The 18,281-nt window shown below is 35.0% G+C and carries 20 protein-coding genes; 10 read left to right on the forward strand and 10 right to left on the reverse strand.

The window, feature by feature from the left end; all coding sequences use genetic code 11:
- Nucleotides 1-31 precede the first annotated feature (31 nt).
- The 5 genes from J7E44_RS15865 (at nucleotide 32) to J7E44_RS15885 (ending at nucleotide 3,628) form a co-directional block, all read left to right on the forward strand.
- A complete protein-coding gene (locus J7E44_RS15865) occupies nucleotides 32-247 on the forward strand; it encodes a hypothetical protein (RefSeq protein WP_214831388.1) in 216 nt (71 codons plus the stop codon).
- 130 nt (nucleotides 248-377) lie between these two features.
- Complete coding sequence (locus tag J7E44_RS15870; RefSeq protein WP_214831389.1) at nucleotides 378-1,436, forward strand: sensor histidine kinase; 1,059 nt, start codon at nucleotides 378-380, stop codon at nucleotides 1,434-1,436.
- Between the two features lie 3 nt (nucleotides 1,437-1,439).
- Nucleotides 1,440-2,186 carry a LytR/AlgR family response regulator transcription factor gene (locus J7E44_RS15875; protein ID WP_214831390.1) on the forward strand — a complete coding sequence of 249 codons (747 nt, stop codon included), beginning with the start codon at nucleotides 1,440-1,442 and terminating at the stop codon, nucleotides 2,184-2,186.
- A gap of 54 nt (nucleotides 2,187-2,240) precedes the next feature.
- Entirely contained in the window at nucleotides 2,241-2,642 is a 402-nt protein-coding gene (locus J7E44_RS15880; protein ID WP_214831391.1) for a hypothetical protein, read from the forward strand.
- A 461-nt stretch (nucleotides 2,643-3,103) separates the two neighbouring features.
- The gene (locus tag J7E44_RS15885) at nucleotides 3,104-3,628 is read left to right on the forward strand and encodes an SRPBCC family protein (protein ID WP_214831392.1); all 525 of its coding nucleotides are present in this window, start codon (nucleotides 3,104-3,106) and stop codon (nucleotides 3,626-3,628) included.
- Nucleotides 3,629-3,898: 270 nt separating this feature from the next.
- Here J7E44_RS15885 and J7E44_RS15890 read toward each other — a convergent pair whose 3' ends face one another.
- Both J7E44_RS15890 and J7E44_RS15895 read right to left on the reverse strand, forming a co-directional pair.
- Nucleotides 3,899-4,291, reverse strand: coding sequence for a hypothetical protein (locus J7E44_RS15890; RefSeq protein WP_214831393.1), 393 nt, complete (start codon nucleotides 4,289-4,291; stop codon nucleotides 3,899-3,901).
- Nucleotides 4,273-5,670, reverse strand: a complete 1,398-nt coding sequence (locus J7E44_RS15895) for an MFS transporter (protein ID WP_214831394.1) — start codon at nucleotides 5,668-5,670, stop codon at nucleotides 4,273-4,275. Before J7E44_RS15895 ends, J7E44_RS15890 begins: the two co-directional genes overlap by 19 nt.
- 83 nt (nucleotides 5,671-5,753) lie before the next feature.
- Here J7E44_RS15895 and J7E44_RS15900 point away from each other — a divergent pair, with 83 nt between their 5' ends.
- Nucleotides 5,754-6,599 carry a helix-turn-helix domain-containing protein gene (locus J7E44_RS15900; RefSeq protein WP_214831395.1) on the forward strand — a complete coding sequence of 282 codons (846 nt, stop codon included), beginning with the start codon at nucleotides 5,754-5,756 and terminating at the stop codon, nucleotides 6,597-6,599.
- A gap of 120 nt (nucleotides 6,600-6,719) precedes the next feature.
- On the opposite strand, the gene J7E44_RS15905 is transcribed toward J7E44_RS15900, so the two are convergent.
- From J7E44_RS15905 to J7E44_RS15915, 3 genes are all read right to left on the reverse strand, one after another.
- Nucleotides 6,720-7,316, reverse strand: coding sequence for a Crp/Fnr family transcriptional regulator (locus J7E44_RS15905; RefSeq protein WP_214831396.1), 597 nt, complete (start codon nucleotides 7,314-7,316; stop codon nucleotides 6,720-6,722).
- Nucleotides 7,317-7,509: 193 nt separating this feature from the next.
- On the reverse strand, nucleotides 7,510-8,310 hold the full coding sequence (locus J7E44_RS15910; protein WP_214831397.1) for an SDR family oxidoreductase: 801 nt from the start codon (nucleotides 8,308-8,310) through the stop codon (nucleotides 7,510-7,512).
- Between the two features lie 22 nt (nucleotides 8,311-8,332).
- Nucleotides 8,333-9,994 (reverse strand): FAD-binding dehydrogenase, encoded by a 1,662-nt coding sequence (locus tag J7E44_RS15915; protein ID WP_214831398.1) that lies wholly within the window; start codon nucleotides 9,992-9,994, stop codon nucleotides 8,333-8,335.
- Between the two features lie 170 nt (nucleotides 9,995-10,164).
- On the opposite strand from J7E44_RS15915, the gene J7E44_RS15920 reads away from it, so the two are divergent.
- Together J7E44_RS15920 and J7E44_RS15925 are read left to right on the forward strand one after the other, a co-directional pair.
- Nucleotides 10,165-10,641 carry a nuclear transport factor 2 family protein gene (locus J7E44_RS15920; RefSeq protein WP_214831399.1) on the forward strand — a complete coding sequence of 159 codons (477 nt, stop codon included), beginning with the start codon at nucleotides 10,165-10,167 and terminating at the stop codon, nucleotides 10,639-10,641.
- A gap of 44 nt (nucleotides 10,642-10,685) precedes the next feature.
- Nucleotides 10,686-11,180, forward strand: a complete 495-nt coding sequence (locus J7E44_RS15925) for a GNAT family N-acetyltransferase (RefSeq protein ID WP_214831400.1) — start codon at nucleotides 10,686-10,688, stop codon at nucleotides 11,178-11,180.
- Between the two features lie 117 nt (nucleotides 11,181-11,297).
- Here J7E44_RS15925 and J7E44_RS15930 read toward each other — a convergent pair whose 3' ends face one another.
- The 5 genes from J7E44_RS15930 to J7E44_RS15950 form a co-directional block, all read right to left on the reverse strand.
- Nucleotides 11,298-13,253 carry a KUP/HAK/KT family potassium transporter gene (locus J7E44_RS15930; RefSeq protein ID WP_214831401.1) on the reverse strand — a complete coding sequence of 652 codons (1,956 nt, stop codon included), beginning with the start codon at nucleotides 13,251-13,253 and terminating at the stop codon, nucleotides 11,298-11,300.
- A gap of 139 nt (nucleotides 13,254-13,392) precedes the next feature.
- Nucleotides 13,393-14,160, reverse strand: coding sequence for an ABC transporter permease (locus J7E44_RS15935; RefSeq protein ID WP_353050502.1), 768 nt, complete (start codon nucleotides 14,158-14,160; stop codon nucleotides 13,393-13,395).
- Nucleotides 14,161-14,928 (reverse strand): ABC transporter ATP-binding protein, encoded by a 768-nt coding sequence (locus J7E44_RS15940; protein WP_214831402.1) that lies wholly within the window; start codon nucleotides 14,926-14,928, stop codon nucleotides 14,161-14,163.
- Nucleotides 14,929-14,938: 10 nt separating this feature from the next.
- Nucleotides 14,939-16,021 (reverse strand): pentapeptide repeat-containing protein, encoded by a 1,083-nt coding sequence (locus tag J7E44_RS15945; RefSeq protein ID WP_214831403.1) that lies wholly within the window; start codon nucleotides 16,019-16,021, stop codon nucleotides 14,939-14,941.
- Between the two features lie 240 nt (nucleotides 16,022-16,261).
- A complete protein-coding gene (locus J7E44_RS15950; RefSeq protein WP_214831404.1) occupies nucleotides 16,262-16,666 on the reverse strand; it encodes a GNAT family N-acetyltransferase in 405 nt (134 codons plus the stop codon).
- 255 nt (nucleotides 16,667-16,921) lie between these two features.
- Here J7E44_RS15950 and J7E44_RS15955 point away from each other — a divergent pair, with 255 nt between their 5' ends.
- Nucleotides 16,922-17,302 (forward strand): VOC family protein, encoded by a 381-nt coding sequence (locus tag J7E44_RS15955; RefSeq protein ID WP_214831405.1) that lies wholly within the window; start codon nucleotides 16,922-16,924, stop codon nucleotides 17,300-17,302.
- A gap of 406 nt (nucleotides 17,303-17,708) precedes the next feature.
- Nucleotides 17,709-18,068 carry a helix-turn-helix domain-containing protein gene (locus tag J7E44_RS15960; protein WP_214831406.1) on the forward strand — a complete coding sequence of 120 codons (360 nt, stop codon included), beginning with the start codon at nucleotides 17,709-17,711 and terminating at the stop codon, nucleotides 18,066-18,068.
- Nucleotides 18,069-18,281: the final 213 nt, after the last annotated feature.

Consider the following 18,281-nt stretch of genomic DNA (forward strand, 5'->3'; position numbering starts at 1 on the left):
GCACTGTCAATATAGAATTACTATGATTTTTATGGCGGATACGGAAATTTATTTTTCTATTTTAATTAAAATAAAAATGATAAAAAGTTTAAAACAAGGTGTCAAAAATAGTAGCATTCGTCAGAAAACAATGGAAGCAGATATTAGTTACTCTAGTCATTTTTGCAGTATGGAGTCTGGCAGCCTTTCTATTTCTCATTACTCTAATTCTAATATTGGCACCCATAATAGATTCGTTGATGAATAATATTCTTATTGTAAACAGCATATAAACTAATATTGCAAATTATTGTAATTTTAATAGGTATAGCAGAAATTTATTTTTCTTTTTACCTATTTCCCATTAAATTATAAAAAACTAATAATAAAGTATAAAAATGATAACGTTCGTCAGAAAACAATGGAAGCAGATACTGATCATTCTGATGGTTTACACGCTATGGAGTCTGGCGGCATTTTTATTTTTGATCAGATTGCAGGGATTGGAGACGACCCTTAAACAATTTGGAACAGGCAAAATGCTTTACATCAATTTTATCCACACTATTGTTAAAGGCACTATTGTATATTATATCCTTATTTATCATCTGGCCATTCCTTTAATAAAAACCAGGAAATGGAAAAAAATACTTTTACAGGTGATCCTGTTTTTCATCGCATTAACTGCTTATGAATATGTATGGAATTTTAATATCCAGGGTTCAAAACCCACCGACGCCGGCTACGTGACACCGAATGTATTTTTTCTCACTGCCGCATTGCTTGATGTAGTTATTATAATGATATCTGTTTTCTTTGCCACTTTAATAACTTCCAATGAGATGCGTAAACATAAAGAAGAACTTGAAAAGGAAAAATTGAAAGCTGAACTGGCTGCTATAAAATACCAGATCAATCCTCATTTTCTCTTTAATTCATTAAGTTTTATTTATACAAAAACAATTAAAACAAGCCCGGAAGCAGCTCATACCGTACACCTGCTTTCAGAAATTATGAGCTATGCCCTGGACGATTGGGATGAACTTGGAACTGTACCTCTGGCATTGGAAATTGACCATATGAAAAAAGTAATAGAAATGAATCAGATCCGGTTCAATCATATGCTGAAAGTGAAATATCATGAAAATATTGAAACAGATGATGCCTATGTATCTTATGTTCCCACTTTAGCTTTCGTTACATTGGTAGAAAATGCTTTTAAACATGGGGAATTAAATGATGAAAAAAACAAGGTAACTATAGAGCTGGAAGCTACCAAAAGTAAAATCTACTTCCTGGTTAGCAATAAAAAGAAAAATGGACCAAAAGAACCTTCAAAAGGAATAGGATTAAGTAACGTCCGACAGCGACTGGAACTGATGTATGGTATCAAACATTCGTTTACCATCAAAGAAGATGAGAACTATTATTTAAATGAAATAACCATAAATCTTTAGATCATGATCAATTGTATTGTTGTAGATGACGAAGCCCACGCTATAGAATTACTGACCCTTCATATTGAACAAACCCCCTTTTTAAAGCTGGTAGGTTCCGCAATGAATCCGGCAGAAGCGCTACAGCTTTTGAATACAACCGATGTAGATCTTATTTTTCTGGATATCCAGATGCCGGGAATGTCCGGTGTTGAATTTCTACCCTTACTGAACGATAGGTATAAGGTTATACTAACGACAGCTTTCAGAGAATATGCCCTTGACGGATTTGATCACAACGTTGTAGATTATCTCCTGAAGCCCATTTTCTTTCCAAGATTTCTAAAGGCTGTACAGCGCGTGCAAGAAGGTATTTCTTCCCCTAAAAAAGAAATGGAAGATGATTTCATCATGGTGAAAACAGAATATAAAGGGAAATTGCTAAAGATCAAGATCCAGGATATTATTTATATCGAAGGAAAAGGAAAATACGTTTGCTTTCATACTAAGGATGGAGAACAGGTAATGGCTCTTCTTAATATTGGCGGGCTAGAAAATAAACTACCCGGTGACCGTTTTTTACGTATCCATAAATCCTTTATTATTGCCATTCCTTTTATCATGATGATCCATGGAAATCTGGTACAATTAGAGTTCACCAAAAACCAGATTCCCATTGGCCAGACCTACCGTGATAATTTTATGGGACAAATGCTCAACAAAGTAATCACCAATAAAAAAGACGAAGGTGAACAAGAGCCTAATAATTAATATCTATTTCAAAACATATTTAAAAACCAAACAATTAAATTATAAACAAAAAAAATGCGAAAATCATTATTTATCCAATCCGTTGGAATTTTAGCCCTTTCAGTGGCAACATCATGTGCACCCTCTTACTTTGGAAAAACCTACGCTCCTACTCAAAACGTAGATGTTTATTTCGCTGCGGGAGATGTAAAAAGAGAGCACGAAACTATGGGGACAACAGAAATAGACCAGGGATTCAGTTCTATGGATAAGATGCAGCAGAAAGCCATTGAGCTTGGAAAAGCCCGAGGTGCTGACGGTGTCATTATGAAACTGACAGAAGAAGTTACGGGAAGCTCTAAGAGCGATTTTGGAAATGTAAAAAAAGGCAGCAAAAACGATACGTATAGTGGCGGATCTGTCACCACCAATATGAAAGTAAAAAAAATACAGGCCACTTTTATCAAATATAAATAGGATCTTTAAAACTTATTTAAGGCAGCTTTTCTGACTTCTGTCGCAGATCATATTCTACTGTTAACTGCAAATTTCATCTGTTTTTCAATCATTTCAACATCATTTTAATAGCTTGTCATATAGCTATTGGAAAGCTATGTGTCATAATCAAATATCAATCCCCGAAAAATAGATTTGAAAATATCAGAAGTCAGTTAAGCCTGCTGATTATATCCAATACAACCTGTAATTATTAAAAAATCAATCTATCTTATTATTGAAATAGTCGTGTTTATTATGAACAATTCAGATTGTTTTTATCCGGAGTCAAAAGTGGCTTCGGATTTTTTCAACTAAGAAACAAGCTTCTTTTAATTCAAAAAATATTATAAAAAATCGAGGAATAACTTCGTTTTCTTACAATTTACATCCTCTCTAAATCGGTAGATTTGTTTATCAAAATATTCTAAAAAAATATCATCATGAAAAAGATTCTTTTAAGTATTCTTGCTTTAGTAGCTGCATTAGTTCTCATAATTGGTATCCTTGAGCTTACCAGTAATTATAAAGTTACGGAAGATATTAACCGGAATGCACCCGTAAAAACCCAACAGCAGATCGTCATTCATGCTTCTGCGGAAAAAATATATAAAATTATGAGTGATGTCAATCACTGGTCCAGTTGGAATAAAGATATTCAGGATCCGGTAATGAATGTTCCTTTCCAAAAAGGCAACAGCTTCGACTGGAAAAGTGGTGGCCTTACCATTCGATCAACTTTACATACCACAATTCCGTACCGAAAAATAGGATGGTCCGGACCCGCTTTCGGCGCTTTTGCAATCCACAACTGGATGTTGGTTCCCAATGGTGATTATACAACAGTAATTGTGGATGAAAGTATGGAAGGATGGCTGGTTTCTATGATGCACAAAAAGTTCCAGAGCCATCTTGAACAGTCATTACAAGTATGGCTGAAAGACTTAAAAACTGAAGCTGAGAAATAAATAATTCATCTAAAAAGGGATAATAATTAATAAATATATTATTAGTAATTGTAATCCTAAAATTTAAAATTAAAATTTTGTACTTTTATAGTCTAATAACCTGTGTTATTACAATCTCAACAGTTTATTAACCTCTCGTTCACGCGGGAGGTTTTATTTAAAAAAAGATTTCTTGTTAGTTTTACAACTGGAAAAGTTGAGACCTCTCAGAACTGAGAGGTTTTTTTATCAACTCTTATTTTTGCTTATTAAATAACCCGTTTCTTAATTTTATATCCATTCTTCCAGCAAATGATACCAACTGATGCTGTTATCAGAATGTAATAAAAATACAGCAGATGCCTTTCTGGTATTTATTTCTCCATCAGCATTTTGTTTTTCTACATATTCTGCCAAAGCATGTTGTCCTGAAAGTTGAATATTAATCTCAGAAACCTTAATCTCCATTTCTGAAAACCTTCCAAAAGCATCAGGTAACCAATTTACCAAACCTTCATAATCCAGTTCATTTCCCCTACTCCCTTTCATTCGGAAATAAGGATGAAAATCCTTCAACATAGCTGACAGCAATGCTTCTTTATCCGGTGTATTTCCTTTGAACCAATTTTCAATTTTCTCATGAAAATCCAAAATCTCTTTCTTTACTAAATCTTTTTTATCCATTTCTTTTTATGTTGTTTCGAATAATTAAATGCAATGATCAAACCCAGGATCTGAAAACCTCCAATAGCAGAAAGAGCAATAACAATCGCATCAGACATCTGAGTTGTTTCTGCAATTGAGAAAAAAAGTGAACCAATAACTGCACCTCCAAGAACACTCCCTATCTGAATAGCAGTGCTTACAACTCCTGAAGCCTGTCCGGCTTCATTAGCAGCAATATCCGACATCACATTCTTGAGCATTGCAGGCATAACTGTTCCATGCCCTGATCCTGCTATCAATAATGCCAGATAAACACAAAGTCCCGGTTCGGCATCCCAATAGAACATAAAAGCCGATAAGAATATCCCAATAATCAACAAAAGTAAACCTGCTTTAGTGAGGCTAATACTGCTTGCATTTATTTTAGTACTGATTAATGGAGCCACAAAAAAACCTATTCCATAAGGTAAAATCGCCAATCCTGTATCTAGCGAAGACCACAATAAATACTTTTGAAGATAGAACGGATAACAAATAAAAAGTCCTGCCGTAAAATTGTAGATTAAAATAATACAAAGACCCAGACTAAATGTTTTGTTCTTCAGAAGACCTGTATAGATTAACGGCGTTTTTCCTGATCGCTCCAAACGGGATTCATATTTAATGAAAATATAAAAAAACAGCAATCCTAAAATTATCATCATAAAAATCCAGATCGGCCAGTCTGAATTATTTCCTTCTATCAGAGGATATATAACACATAACAAGGCGCCAATAATAAGAAGAATTCCTATAAAATCTATATTTGTTTTTTTCTCGGATCTGGTTTCCTGAAGGACCTTTGACACTCCAATAATACAGATCACAGCCACAGGAATATTAATTAAGAATACAGACTGCCACGTAAATCCAAACAGCTGAAGTTTAAGGAGTATCCCACCAAGCAACTGTCCCATAATCGCAGCAAAACCAAAAACAGAACCAAATATTCCGATCGCTTTAATCTGTTCTGTGGAGGGAAATATCACTCTTATATTTGCCAATGCTTGTGGAGCCAGCATTGCAGCACCTACCCCCTGTAAGATCCTGAACCCTATTAAAAAATAGATTGTCGGTGAAAAAGCACATCCCGCTGAAGCAATCATAAAGACATAGAGACCTATAATAAACATCTTTTTCCTTCCAAAAATATCACCAAATCGTCCGCCACAAACTACTAATGCAGCATACGTTAATCCATAAGCAGCAATTACCATTTGTAAAGAAGCATTACTTGCATTAAAATCACTTCGGATCGCAGGCAGTGCAATGTTGACAATAAAATAATCAAGAGGTGAAAGGAAAGCTCCCATCGTAAGGAAACCTAATGCCCGCCATCTTTCTTTACTATATTCCATTCTAAAATTCTTACAGCAAAGAAACCATAATAAATACACGTATATTTGTACAATTAAAGGTTTATTATGTAAGATTAAATACCATGAGCAGAGAAGGAATCGATATATTTTCAGTACAGGAAAAAGAGCTTAATGATCAGACATTTTCAGTAAATTCCAGGCAGTCCTTTACCATAGTTTTTATTAAAGCGGGAAAAGGATCTGTAAACGTAGATGAACACCATTATGACTTTAAAACCGGTAAATTTTTCCTATTGAATACCTCGTTGATTTATCATTTTTATGCTCAAAAGGCCAGTTTAATTGTCATTCAATGTCCGCTTCATTTTATTGACCAGATCAGAACTGAGGCAGACCGTATTGAAACCTGTGAAAATCTGAATAAACTGAATTACATTTCTAATAATTATCACAGCAAGGCCGGCTGCATTTTCCGCAATAATGAAGATCTCCAGTTTGCTACACTTTTAATCTATAATATACTGAGAGAATACAGATCTATATCCAACAAAGATTATCTCATTATCCAGCAATCCATTTCCATTCTCCTTAATCTTGTGGCCCGGAATCTCATATTGAGCGACACTAAAGAAGTAAACGAAAACAGCACTGAGTTCCTGGTTATGAAAATCATTAGCTATGTTCAACAGCATATTAAAGATCCTGAGAAAACAAAAGTCACTGTTATCGCTCAACAATTCGACCTTTCTAAAACTTATTTCGGTGAATTTTTTAAAAAAAATGTGGGTGTTGCCTATCAGTCATATCTACTTGAATATCGTTTGAAACTGGTCGACACCCGCTTAAAATTCAGTACGATGAGATTAAAAGAAATTGCTGCTGAATTTAGTTTCAATGATGAAAGTCATCTGTCTAAAACATTTAAAAAACACAGAGGATTAAGTCCTTCAGAGTACAGAAAAAGTTAAAACACAGAAAATAAAAAGCCTTAAACTTCCGTAAAGTTGTTTAAGGCTGTTCTCATACTAGCTAGTAAGCTCTCACATTGTAATAGAATTCATGGTTTTGATGGTTTCAATTCTTTAGCACTAATAGTATATTTTACCGTGTTCGATCTTTAACGTTTTTTCATTTTCCATTTTTTTAACCGTTCGTATAACGGTTTCTACCCGTAGGCCAGTCAGATTAGCAATTTGTTTCCGGGTAAGTGGAACCTGAAAAGAATAAGGTCCATTGTCAGAGGTATCTCCTTTTAAATATTCAATTATGGTTTTAATTTTAAAAGAAGGATCTGTAGCCGAAATATTGAAGAGCATTATATATTTATAATAAAGTCTGTCGGCAAGACATCTGAACATATTTAAAGACAGTTCCTGGTTTTGGTTTAATAAATTGAAAAAATCAACTTTTGACAATTTCAATATTTTACATTTGGTTTTAGCGACAGCACTCATTGGATAAGGCTTTTCATTAAACAATAAAGATTCACCAAAACTTTGACCGGCGGAAAGAATATTTTGTGTAAATTCTTTTCCATCCTCATGGTAATTGTTTAATTCGACAATACCATCTACAATCTGAAAATAGAATTTAGGCAGACCTCCTTCATGAAAAATACTTTGATTGATATCATAATCTTCGTAGTCTGCACCGTAAGCTAATAGTTGATCTTCACTGATTATCATATAAAAACTTTTTTAAGGTTAAGCGATGAATATCTTAGTAAAAATGGTACTAACTGCCGTACAAATACCGAGCCATATTTATTAATTTTTAAAGATAATTGCAATAATCATCATTAAAATATTAATTTTAATTAATAATTAGAGAAAAAAAGCAGTTTAATCTCAATGATATTTAATTTAGATTGAAAGAAAGCTAAACCACTTTTGCTTTACGGGTAATTTTCGCCAGCCAAGAGGGGAAAAATCTTTTAAGAAAAACTCCCATAACTTCCCTGCCTCCGATAGCTGACTGATATTTTTTCTTTTCTATAGCACTAAGCATCTTTCTTGCAAAAACATCAACAGGCATTCCTTTCTTAGTGGCATCATCCATTGTTCCCTGTACTGATCCGTCTCCTGTAACCGCATTAATTGAAATATTGGTTTGTATAAAGCCAGGGCAGATAATCGTGATAAGAACTTTATCTTTATACAGCTCAGCACGCAGGGAATCAAAAAAACCATGCAGTGCATGTTTTGCCCCACAATAACCACTTCGCATTGGGGCTCCGAATACTCCCATCAGACTGGATACTACAACAATTTGTCCACCACCGTTTTTGATCATGTAGGGCAGCGTCGCCTTAGTAAGTGCCACTGTTCCGATATAATCAACCTCTATTAAATGTTTGTCCACTTCAATATTAGTTTCCATGGCTAAAGAACGTTGTGATAAGCCTGCATTATTGATTAGGATATCAATGGTTCCGAATTTTTCAATTGCTTTTGCGGCAATAGCAGGCATATTTTTATAATCATAAAGATCTAATGGTAATATCACATAACGATTTTGTGCCAATCCTATCTTTTGTGCAATTAACTCCAGCTGCTCCTCTTTTCTTGATGAAAGAATGATCCTTGCTGTCGTTTTTGCCAATTCAGTTACGAGTGCTTCTCCTATTCCAGATGAAGCTCCTGTGATCCAGATTGTTTTATCATCAAAATAATTATCCATACCGATCTTATATTTTAAGTTTTTATTTCCGTCCACCAATATATTTTCCGGCTGTCATTCCAGAAAACAGACATCCACCAAGAAATGTCCCTTCCAGGGCACGATAGCCATGCATGCCACCACCTCCAAATCCTGCTACTTCTCCGGCAGCATATAATCCTTCAAGCACCGTTCCATCCTCTTTTAAAACCTGCCCATTAAGATTTGTCTGAATTCCACCCAGTGTTTTTCGCGTTAGGATATTTAGCCTTACTGCAATCAGGGGTCCATTCTCAGGATCTAATATTTTATGTGGAGTGGCAACTCTTCCTAGCTTATCGCCGATATATTTTCTTGTACTCCGGATATAATTAACCTGTGTGTCTTTTGAAAACTTATTATCCAGTTCCCGGTCTCTGGCTTCGATCTGCAATTTTATCTTTTCATATTCTAAAAGATGATCACCTGAAAGTTCATTCATCCTTTGTACAAGATCCTTCAGGTTATCGGAAACAATAAAATCTTTCCCGTGTTCTTTAAAAGCTTCCACAGGTCCGGGAGCTTTCTTACCGAAAATCCTTTTTAAAAAGAGCATATAATCTTTATTGGTAATATCCGGGTTTTGTTCTGATCCTGAAAGGGCAAATTCTTTTTTGATAATTTTCTGTGTCAGGATAAACCACGAGTAGGAAAAGCCCGTATCCTGTATATATTTCAGAGTTCCTAAAGTATCGAATCCTGGCAAAAAAGGCGCCGGAAGTCTGTTTCCTTTTGCATCAAACCAAAGGGATGATGGCCCGGGAAGAATCCTGATTCCATGATCCGGCCAAATAGGATTCCAGTTTTGAATTCCTTCTGTATAATGCCACATCCTGTCGCGGTTGATGATATTAGATCCTGCATTTTCAGCAATCCCTATCATTTTTCCGTCCACATATGCAGGTACTCCACATACCATATTTTCAGGAGCTTTTCCTAATCTTTCCGGCCAGTTTTTACGCACAAGCTCATGATTCGCCCCTATTCCTCCGGAGGCAATAACAACATGAGGTGCATTATATTTAAATTGTGAAACAACCGTTCTACTGGTTGCTTGCCCTCTCTCTTTATTATCATTTTCCAACACATCACCTTCAACACCTGTTATCTTACCATTTTCCATAATAAGATTAGTAACCCGGTGCCTGAATTTCATCTCTAGCAGTTCTTTTCCCTTTGCTTCATAAGCTTTTTCAACAAAAGGTTTTATGACACCAGTACCTGTACCCCAGCTAACGTGAAAACGTGGCACTGAATTTCCATGACCATCCGCCGATCCATCCCCTCTTTCTGCCCATCCCACCATAAACATCAGCTTAATTCCCATTTTAGAAATATAATCATACTTTTCAGTGGCCGCAAACTTCAGATAAGCTTCCGCCCATTGCTTCGGCCAGTAATCTTCCTCGCGGTCAAAACCTGCCGTCCCCATCCAATCCTGTCTTGCGAGTTCATAAGAGTCTTTAATTCCCACCCTGCGTTGTTGGGGTGAATTGATGAGGAAGAGTCCACCAAAAGACCAGAATGCCTGACCCCCGATGTTCTGTTCTGTCTCCTGGTCGATCAGCAATACTTTTTTTCCGGCATTGGTAATTTCCATAGCAGCGGTAAGCCCTGCTAATCCGGAGCCGATGATAATTGCATCAGGTTGAAATTCTTGGTTCATTTGTTTTCTTTATCAGTCTAGATTTCTGTAAACTAAGATAATCGTTTTTAAAATTATAATAAACTGATATACCGATCTTTCGTTTAAATTCTTTCAAAATTTAGTATGTATTAAATATGATATTTAGTAATATCTTAAAAAAGATTATCTTTCATCAAATAAGAACTACCATGAGAACATTAACGATTCAGTTATTAACGATCCTTAGTTGCTTAATGTGGTCGACAGCTTTCTCACAATCAAAAACATATATACCAGTTTCTAAAGAGCTATATCAGACCATTTTGAAGAAAGACAGTCTACTTTTTAGTGCAGCTAATTCCGGAAACATTGAAAAGCTAAAAACTTTCTTTACAGAAGATCTCGAATTTTTTCACGATGTAGGAGGCTTGACAGGATATAAAGAAACTATTGATAATTTCAAAAGAGTTGCTGAAAACTATGGTTATACCAGAAGAGTTCTCGAACCAGGTTCTATAGAAGTTTATCCAATCAAAGATTATGGAGCAGTTCAGACGGGAGTACATAAATTCTGCCGTTTGGAGAATGGAATACTTATCAATTGTGGAACGTTCAAATTTGTTCATGTTTGGAAAAATACCTCTGATGGTTGGAAAATCTCAAGAGTCATAAGCTATGGCCATTAAATAATCTTGTACATTTGCAATCCGTTTCTTAATTGAAGATTCCCATGAACATTGAATATCGAACCCTTTTACCTTATGAAAGCAAAATATACAGAACCATTCGATTAGAAAGTCTGGAAAAATTTCCGGAAGCCTTTGGAGCTAAATATGAAGAGGCCTTACAAATTGAGAAATTCCGAATGGAAAGTGATATTGAAAACCAACTATCAGAAAGATTTGTCGTTGGAGCTTTTGCTGATCAGGAGTTGGTCGGAATTTGTGCTTTTGTAAAAGAGAAAGATCATACCGGTCATCTCTATCAGATGTATATTAAAGAAAATTTTCAGGGGAGAAATATTGGATTAAGATTGATTCAGGAAGTAGTGAATGAAGCTGAAATCCGATTTGATGCCATTGAAATTATTTTGGAAGTAACTCATAACAATGTAAAAGCCTATCAGCTATATAAGAAATTCGGATTTAACGAAGTCATTGAGGCTCACAAAAGTAAGGAAAGTAACCACCATATCGTTATGAGGTATTATAAAAATCAATTTTAACACCATTTTTAGAAATTCAGCAAAATACTTTCCGCCTATTTTTTTGAAAGCCCAAGTGAAGCAATAGAAATTTATTACTTTCAGTGTACTATAGAATTAGTGGTGATTTTAGTTTTATCAAACTTCTTTTCTTTCTAATTTATTTTGAATAAAAGGAACCACAACTAACGGGTACTGCTCTACTTCCAAATGACTTTTATCCAATCCAAAATTAATATGATCTTTTACAGACAGATAACGCAAATTGTAATAAGCTTTCATAATGAAATTCTTCCAAAACGGTATCCTGTTATCATAAGAAAGGAAACTATCCATCAGAATAAATTTAAAATCACCTATTTTATTTTGCTGATAAGCCTGCTCCAGGGAATCAATAATATCTATTTCCTCTTTTTCTATCATATCATTCACGACCTGTTTAAAATAGTAGCCAACCCTTGGTTCTTCACGGAATCCTAAATCAAACTGTACATAATAGACATCATTTTTTATAATAGTATCAACAGAATATTTCTGTGCATAAGGTTCGTCCAGGATATTTACATGTACAAACCAATAAATATCAGCTCGTTTTGGCAGTCCGAATTTTAATATTGAATCTATGATTGTTTTTTCAATCTTCTTTTCAGAATTTGAGGTAGTAAGATAAACGAGATTTGTTGCATATTTCGGTATATTTTCATCCACACTCAATTTGTTAAGCGTTGGAATATAGTCCGCTAATTTTTCAAAAGACTGAATATCCGATTTTATTTGTTTTCCCCGCCACCAAACATACATAATGGCAAATAATGAAAATCCTATTATTAAAGTGATCCATCCACCATCTTTTACTTTTTGCAGATTGGCGATCAGGAAACTCATTTCTACTGTTAAAAAGATCCCAGTAATGATTATGTTTAAAATTAAAGGAACTCTTTTTATTCTTAAATAAGAATTGATCAGCAAAGTACTCATCAGCATTGTAAGGGTAACACTTAGTCCAAAAGCGGCTTCCATTTTGGTACTTTCCTTGAAATGTAAAACCATACCGACACATCCGCACATCAGAAACCAGTTGATAGCAGGGATGTATAACTGTCCTTTTACATTACTTGGAAACAACACCAAATGTTTAGGCCAGATATTTAGCCTGATTGCCTCGTTGATCAAAGTAAAGCAACCACTAATTAAGGCTTGTGAAGCAATAATTGTCGCTAAAGTTGCAATTCCTAAAGCAAGCCAGAAAATAGATTGTGGAACAATATGATAAAAAGGACTTAAGTTTCCTACTTCCTCACCTACATGATTGAGTAACCACGTTGTTTGTCCGGCATAACTTAGTATTAAAGCAATTTTTATAAAGACCCAGCTTATTCTTATATTATTTCTTCCGCAATGTCCCATGTCGCTATATAATGCTTCAGCACCTGTAGTACATAGAAAGATACTACCCAAAAGCCAGAACCCTTTCGGTTCATTTACCAGCATCTGATAGGCATAGTAAGGATTTAATGCCTTTAAAACACCCCAGTTATCACTTAATGCCATTGCCCCTAAAACTCCGATAAATCCAAACCAGATTACCATTGCCGGACCAAATACTTTACCTATTTTATCCGTTCCAAATTGTTGAAAAATAAATAAAACAATTAAAATCCCTATGATCACAGGAACCGTGTTAAATCCCGGAATAACAGCCTGAACGCCCTCTACTGCAGAAGCTACTGAAATTGGTGGGGTAATAATCCCATCAGCCATTAAAAAAGCACCTCCCGCCATTGCAATAAAAACGAGCCACTTGCCACTATATCTTCTTACCAAAGCATATAATGAGAAAATTCCGCCCTCGCCTTTATTATCAGCCTGCAGGGTAATGAGTACATATTTTATTGTAGTTTGAAAAACGAGTGTCCAAAAAATACAGCTTAAGCTGCCAAGCGCAATGGCTTCAGTAATAATTTTATGATGAAAAACTGCATTTAGCGTGTATAATGGTGAGGTACCAATGTCTCCAAATACAATACCTATAGCTATTAATGATCCTGCAAGAGTAATTTTCTTATGAAAATCTGAGCTATTCTGTCCGGTCATATGATGTTTTAATGCAAAATAAGTTAAATTTTACAATCTAATTATCAAAGATGTAATATTTTTTTCTTCAAAAAAAGATTAAGCCTCACAGCTAACTGCTATGAGGCTTTTGTGATAGTTTTATTTTATAATCAATCTGTTATGCTCTTTTTTTATAAACCCTCATTGCAAAAATATAAGCCACGATCATAATTCCCATACACCATGCAAGAGCAACCCATATCTCATTACCCACAGGTTGGTTTGAAAGTAATGCGCGGATAGCTTCAACTATTGAAGTTACAGGTTGATTTTCTGCAAAGGCACGAACTACAGATGGCATTGATTCTGTCGGTACAAATGCAGAGCTTATCAATGGCAGAAAATGAATTGGATAAGCAATTGCAATGGCTCCATCTACAGATTTTGCAGACAGTCCTGCAATGGCGGCTACCCAAGTTAAGGCCAATGTAAATAGAATAAGTATCCCTGCCACAGCGAGCCATGATAATATTCCTGCAGGTGAACGAAAACCAATAATAAGGGCCACTAGAACCACTACAACAACTGAGATCACATTGGACACCAATGAAGTCAGAACATGACCCCATAATGCAGCAGAACGTGCAATTGGCATAGAGTGAAATCGCTCGAATATTCCCCGTTGTACATCGGTAAACAGGCGGAAAGATACATAGCCTATACTGTTTGCAACAGCAATCAGAAGTATACCGGGTAAAAGATAATTTACATAGTTATCCGTACCTGTTTGAATGGCACCACCTAGCACATATACGAACAATAGCATAAGTGCGATCGGCATGATGGTAACGGTGACAATGGTATCCATGCTTCGGGAAACATGACGGATAGAACGCCAGAACATAATAACCATGTCAGTGAAGAAATAACTCTTTATTGTTTCCATTTAGTTTTCATTTTTTTTACCGATGATTGCAAGAAATATTTCCTCCAGAGTCGGCTGTTTTTCAATATATTCTACTCTTGCTGGCGGAAACTGTTTTTTAAGCTCCGTTAGCGTACCACTTACAATGATTTTGCCTCCGTGAAGAATGGCAATTCTATCTGCAAGCTGCTCAGCCTCATCCAAATACTGTGTGGTAAGAAAAATTGTTGTCCCACCATCAGCAAGCTCTTTAACAATCTTCCATACTTCAATACGAGCCTCAGGATCTAATCCGGAAGTAGGTTCATCAAGGAAGACAAGCTGCGATTTTCCAACAAGGCTCATAGCGATATCAAGTCTACGGCGCATCCCTCCTGAGTAGGTTGATGCCCTCCGGTTGGCAGCATCAGATAAACCAATGCGTTTAAGCAGATCATCAGCAACCTGGTGTGGATCATTAAGATGTCGCAGCCTTGCAATCATAACTACATTTTCCCGTCCTGTTAAAACCTCATCTACAGCTGCAAACTGTCCTGTCAGACTAATTGATTGTCGTACATTATTGGGTTTTAATAAAACATCGAATCCGTTTACAGTCACGTTTCCGCTGTCTTGTTTTATCAGCGTACTCAGTATTTTGACAATTGTTGTCTTGCCTGCACCATTGGAGCCAAGTAAGGCGAAAATACTGCCTGCTTTGACTTCAAAATCTACTCCTGTTAATACAGAGATATCCTTATAGGATTTTTTCAGCCCTTGTACCGAAATGGCAATTTCATTCTGTAACATATTTTCCTAATTATGATGTTAACAAAGTGATACCGGCCATATCAGCTTTTCCATTTTTCAGGAATTCATAGGTCATTCGATCTGCGTGACAGTCAATAAACTGTATCTTTTTCAGATTATTATTTTTAAAAAAGGTATTTATAAGTGTTGAATTCTGAAATGTAACCCTTTTAAAATCAGAATTTTCAAAATAACAATCCTCCAGTCTACCATCGAAAACAATATCTTCAATCTGTATCCCAATAAAAGAGGTCCTATTCCATACTGCACCTTCAACGGTATTATTGATGAAAGCCCCGGATTTAAATTTCACGCCTGAGAAATCAGCTTCGGAAAAATCACAACCTTTGGTATGGCTTTCTAAAAATTCAGCATCTTTCAGTGAACACTCAATAAACTGATTATTAGCAAGGCTGGAGCCCAGAATATGACTGCTGCTCATATCAGATGTTGAAAAGTCGCACCGGTCAACATGATTTCTTTTAAGAAAATTAATTCCAGTAAGATTGGCGCCAAAGAAGTCACAGCTTTTGATGTAGCTTTTTGAAAATTCAGTTTCTTTCAGGGAGCAGCCTTTAAATATATTATTGACTAAGTTGGAGTTCTGAATCTTGCTTCCGCTAATGTTGGAATCTGAAAAATCACATTGATCAACATTATTCCCTTTTAGGATAAGACCTGATATATCCGACCCAATAAACTTACATTTCTGTATATCGGACGAACTGAATTTGTCATGAAGATTATTTAACCCCGAAAAATCTGCATCTATCCAACTTCCGTTTGACATATTCCAACTGGGCTTTTTCTCATCTTTTCCGGATAAAGGTTCTTCATTTTTTTCAGCTAAAGGTTCAATCGGGGTTTCCCCAGGGATTGCTGACTGAAAATTATCTGAAAAATAATTAAGATCAACACCCAGAATTTCCGCAAGACGGATAAAAGTAGTGATATCGGGCATTGATTCGCCACGCTCCCATTTTCCAACAGCCTGTGAGCTTATGAATAAACGCTGGGCAAGCTGAGCTTGTGAGATATTAATTTTCTTTCGTGCCTCGACAATTTTATTGCCAATGATTTTAGTATTTAACATGATCGTATTTATTTATTTTTTCGACACTACAAAGGTATTGGGGCCTATTTCCAGAATCAAAAAAATACAGAAACTTATAGTTGTATTTACGCTACTTTTAGTTGTAATCCACCACTGTGAGTGGTCTATTGAGTTATTTCGATGAATTGCTCTTCATAAGACCTGAATAGATACATTTTCTTTAAAAAACTAATGATCTATTTTTTCTGCTATCCTGTCTTTCTTTAATATCAATTTATATTACTTCCATTCTGCCCTGTGCATGATAAAACTGCTTTCCTGTTTTACGAATCCTACTTTCGGATAATACTCCATCGCGGTTGGCACTGATAAAAGCAATACCATCGATTGCTCACCCACTTTTTCTTTCGTTAAATTGATCAGTTTTCTTCCAACACCTTCTTTTTGATATTCACCTCTAATGGCAAGATCGGAAAGATAGCAGCACCAAACCCAATCTGTAATGGATCGCGAAACCCCTACCAACAGATCATTATGCCAAGCTGTAACAATGAGATCTGAATTGTTGAGCATCTTTTGAATCCTTTCTTTATCATTCGTTGGGCGAGGCAGCCCCGCATTATCATAAAGTTCAATAACCTGATCAGCGGTTGGTATTTTATCTGTACTGTATTTTATTTCCATGGTTCATATATTTTTTTATTCATAATTATTCTTTAAAATTGATGTCTTTGTTTTTTATCATGGTATTTCTAACGTCAGATATGTAAAATCAATTAAGATCATTAGTTAAAATAAGTATCTAAATTAAACATAAAATATATAAATCATCTGCATACAAAACACAATATAAATTTCATACAATACATTGATTAATATTGATTTATATTTGTTTTTGAAAATAATACGTATAAATAATTTTCCACAAATCATTAAAAAATGAAACTTAATCACCTTAATTTAAGTGTTCCAGATATAGCATCAGCGCGTTCTTTTTTTGAAACTTATCTGGATTTTACCTGTACCGACAGTAAGTTAAACGATTGCCTTTCCGTATTAAACGGTGAAGATGGCTTTATCTTGGTACTGATGAGCCAACAGATGAATCGTAATGGAAACAACGCTTACCCGGATAGCTTTCATATTGGGTTTTATCTTAAAAATGAAGCGGAAGTTCTGGCGAAATTTGAACAGTTAACAAGCGCTGGTTTTATTCTGGAACACGAACCACAAAGGATCAGAAAAGTCTTTGGTTTTTATTATCTGCATCAGAATATACTTATAGAAATTGTCTGCGAACTTCAGGACCCCAATGAATAGGTATTTAAACTTATAAAGCATAATAAACAGCAAATTACGACTTAGTTTTCGTTATATCTTTTGCTATATCTAAATAAATAACAGCTCTAAACTCCTATTAATAAAGGGTTTTTAATTTTTATTATGTTCAGACATAATAATGTTATATTTACTCCGTTTACTATACACGTAAGCTCATATTTTGAGTTTTCATGGTTATTAGTTTTTAATCCTCAACTTCGGTTGGGGATTTTTTTGTGAGCTATAAATATAATAATCCCTTTCTACCAGAAGACTTTGTTTATAAAAACGCCTACCCCAAAAACCTTTAAATAAAAGATTTCGACAGTCTCCTTTTTTAAAATCCTTTTTTTAAATTTGACTCATATTTGTCATATATTTGTAAAAACACATATATATTTTGGTTATGGAAAAGCTAAGAAGTTTAAGAAAACAAAGAGGAATATCACAGGAAAAAATGGCTAATGCAATTGCCACTGATCCTTCCAATTATTCACGCAAAGAAAGAGGTGAGGTAAGGATATACGATGATGAATGGGAAAAATTAGCAAAGTTCTTAGAGGTTCCTGTTGAAGATATTAAAGAAGAAGTTGTTGCAAATATTGTCAATAATAATGACAGTACCACTTTCAATGATAACGCAGGTAACTTTAACCAATACTATACTATTCCTAATTCTATCATAGAGAACTTACAAAGTTTTATTAAAGTATTGATGGAGCAAAATGAAGCTTTGAAGGAGGAAAATAAGAAATTGAAAGGTTAATAAGGGTAACAGTACCTTTTTTTTTAAAAATATAAATACCACTTTAGAAGCGGTATTTTTTTTTGAAAATTAATAATGAAAATTTAAAGAATAGTAGAGTTAAAATCTAATACAAGATTACAAATATTTCTAAATCCTTTTACAAAATCAAAATTCAGTTTTTCTCTTAACTTTACAGGAATACGAAGTGAGCTCACCTAATAGAGATGGCTT

The sequence above is a fragment of the Chryseobacterium sp. ISL-6 genome (assembly GCF_018613715.1).
Classification (GTDB): domain Bacteria; phylum Bacteroidota; class Bacteroidia; order Flavobacteriales; family Weeksellaceae; genus Chryseobacterium; species Chryseobacterium paludis.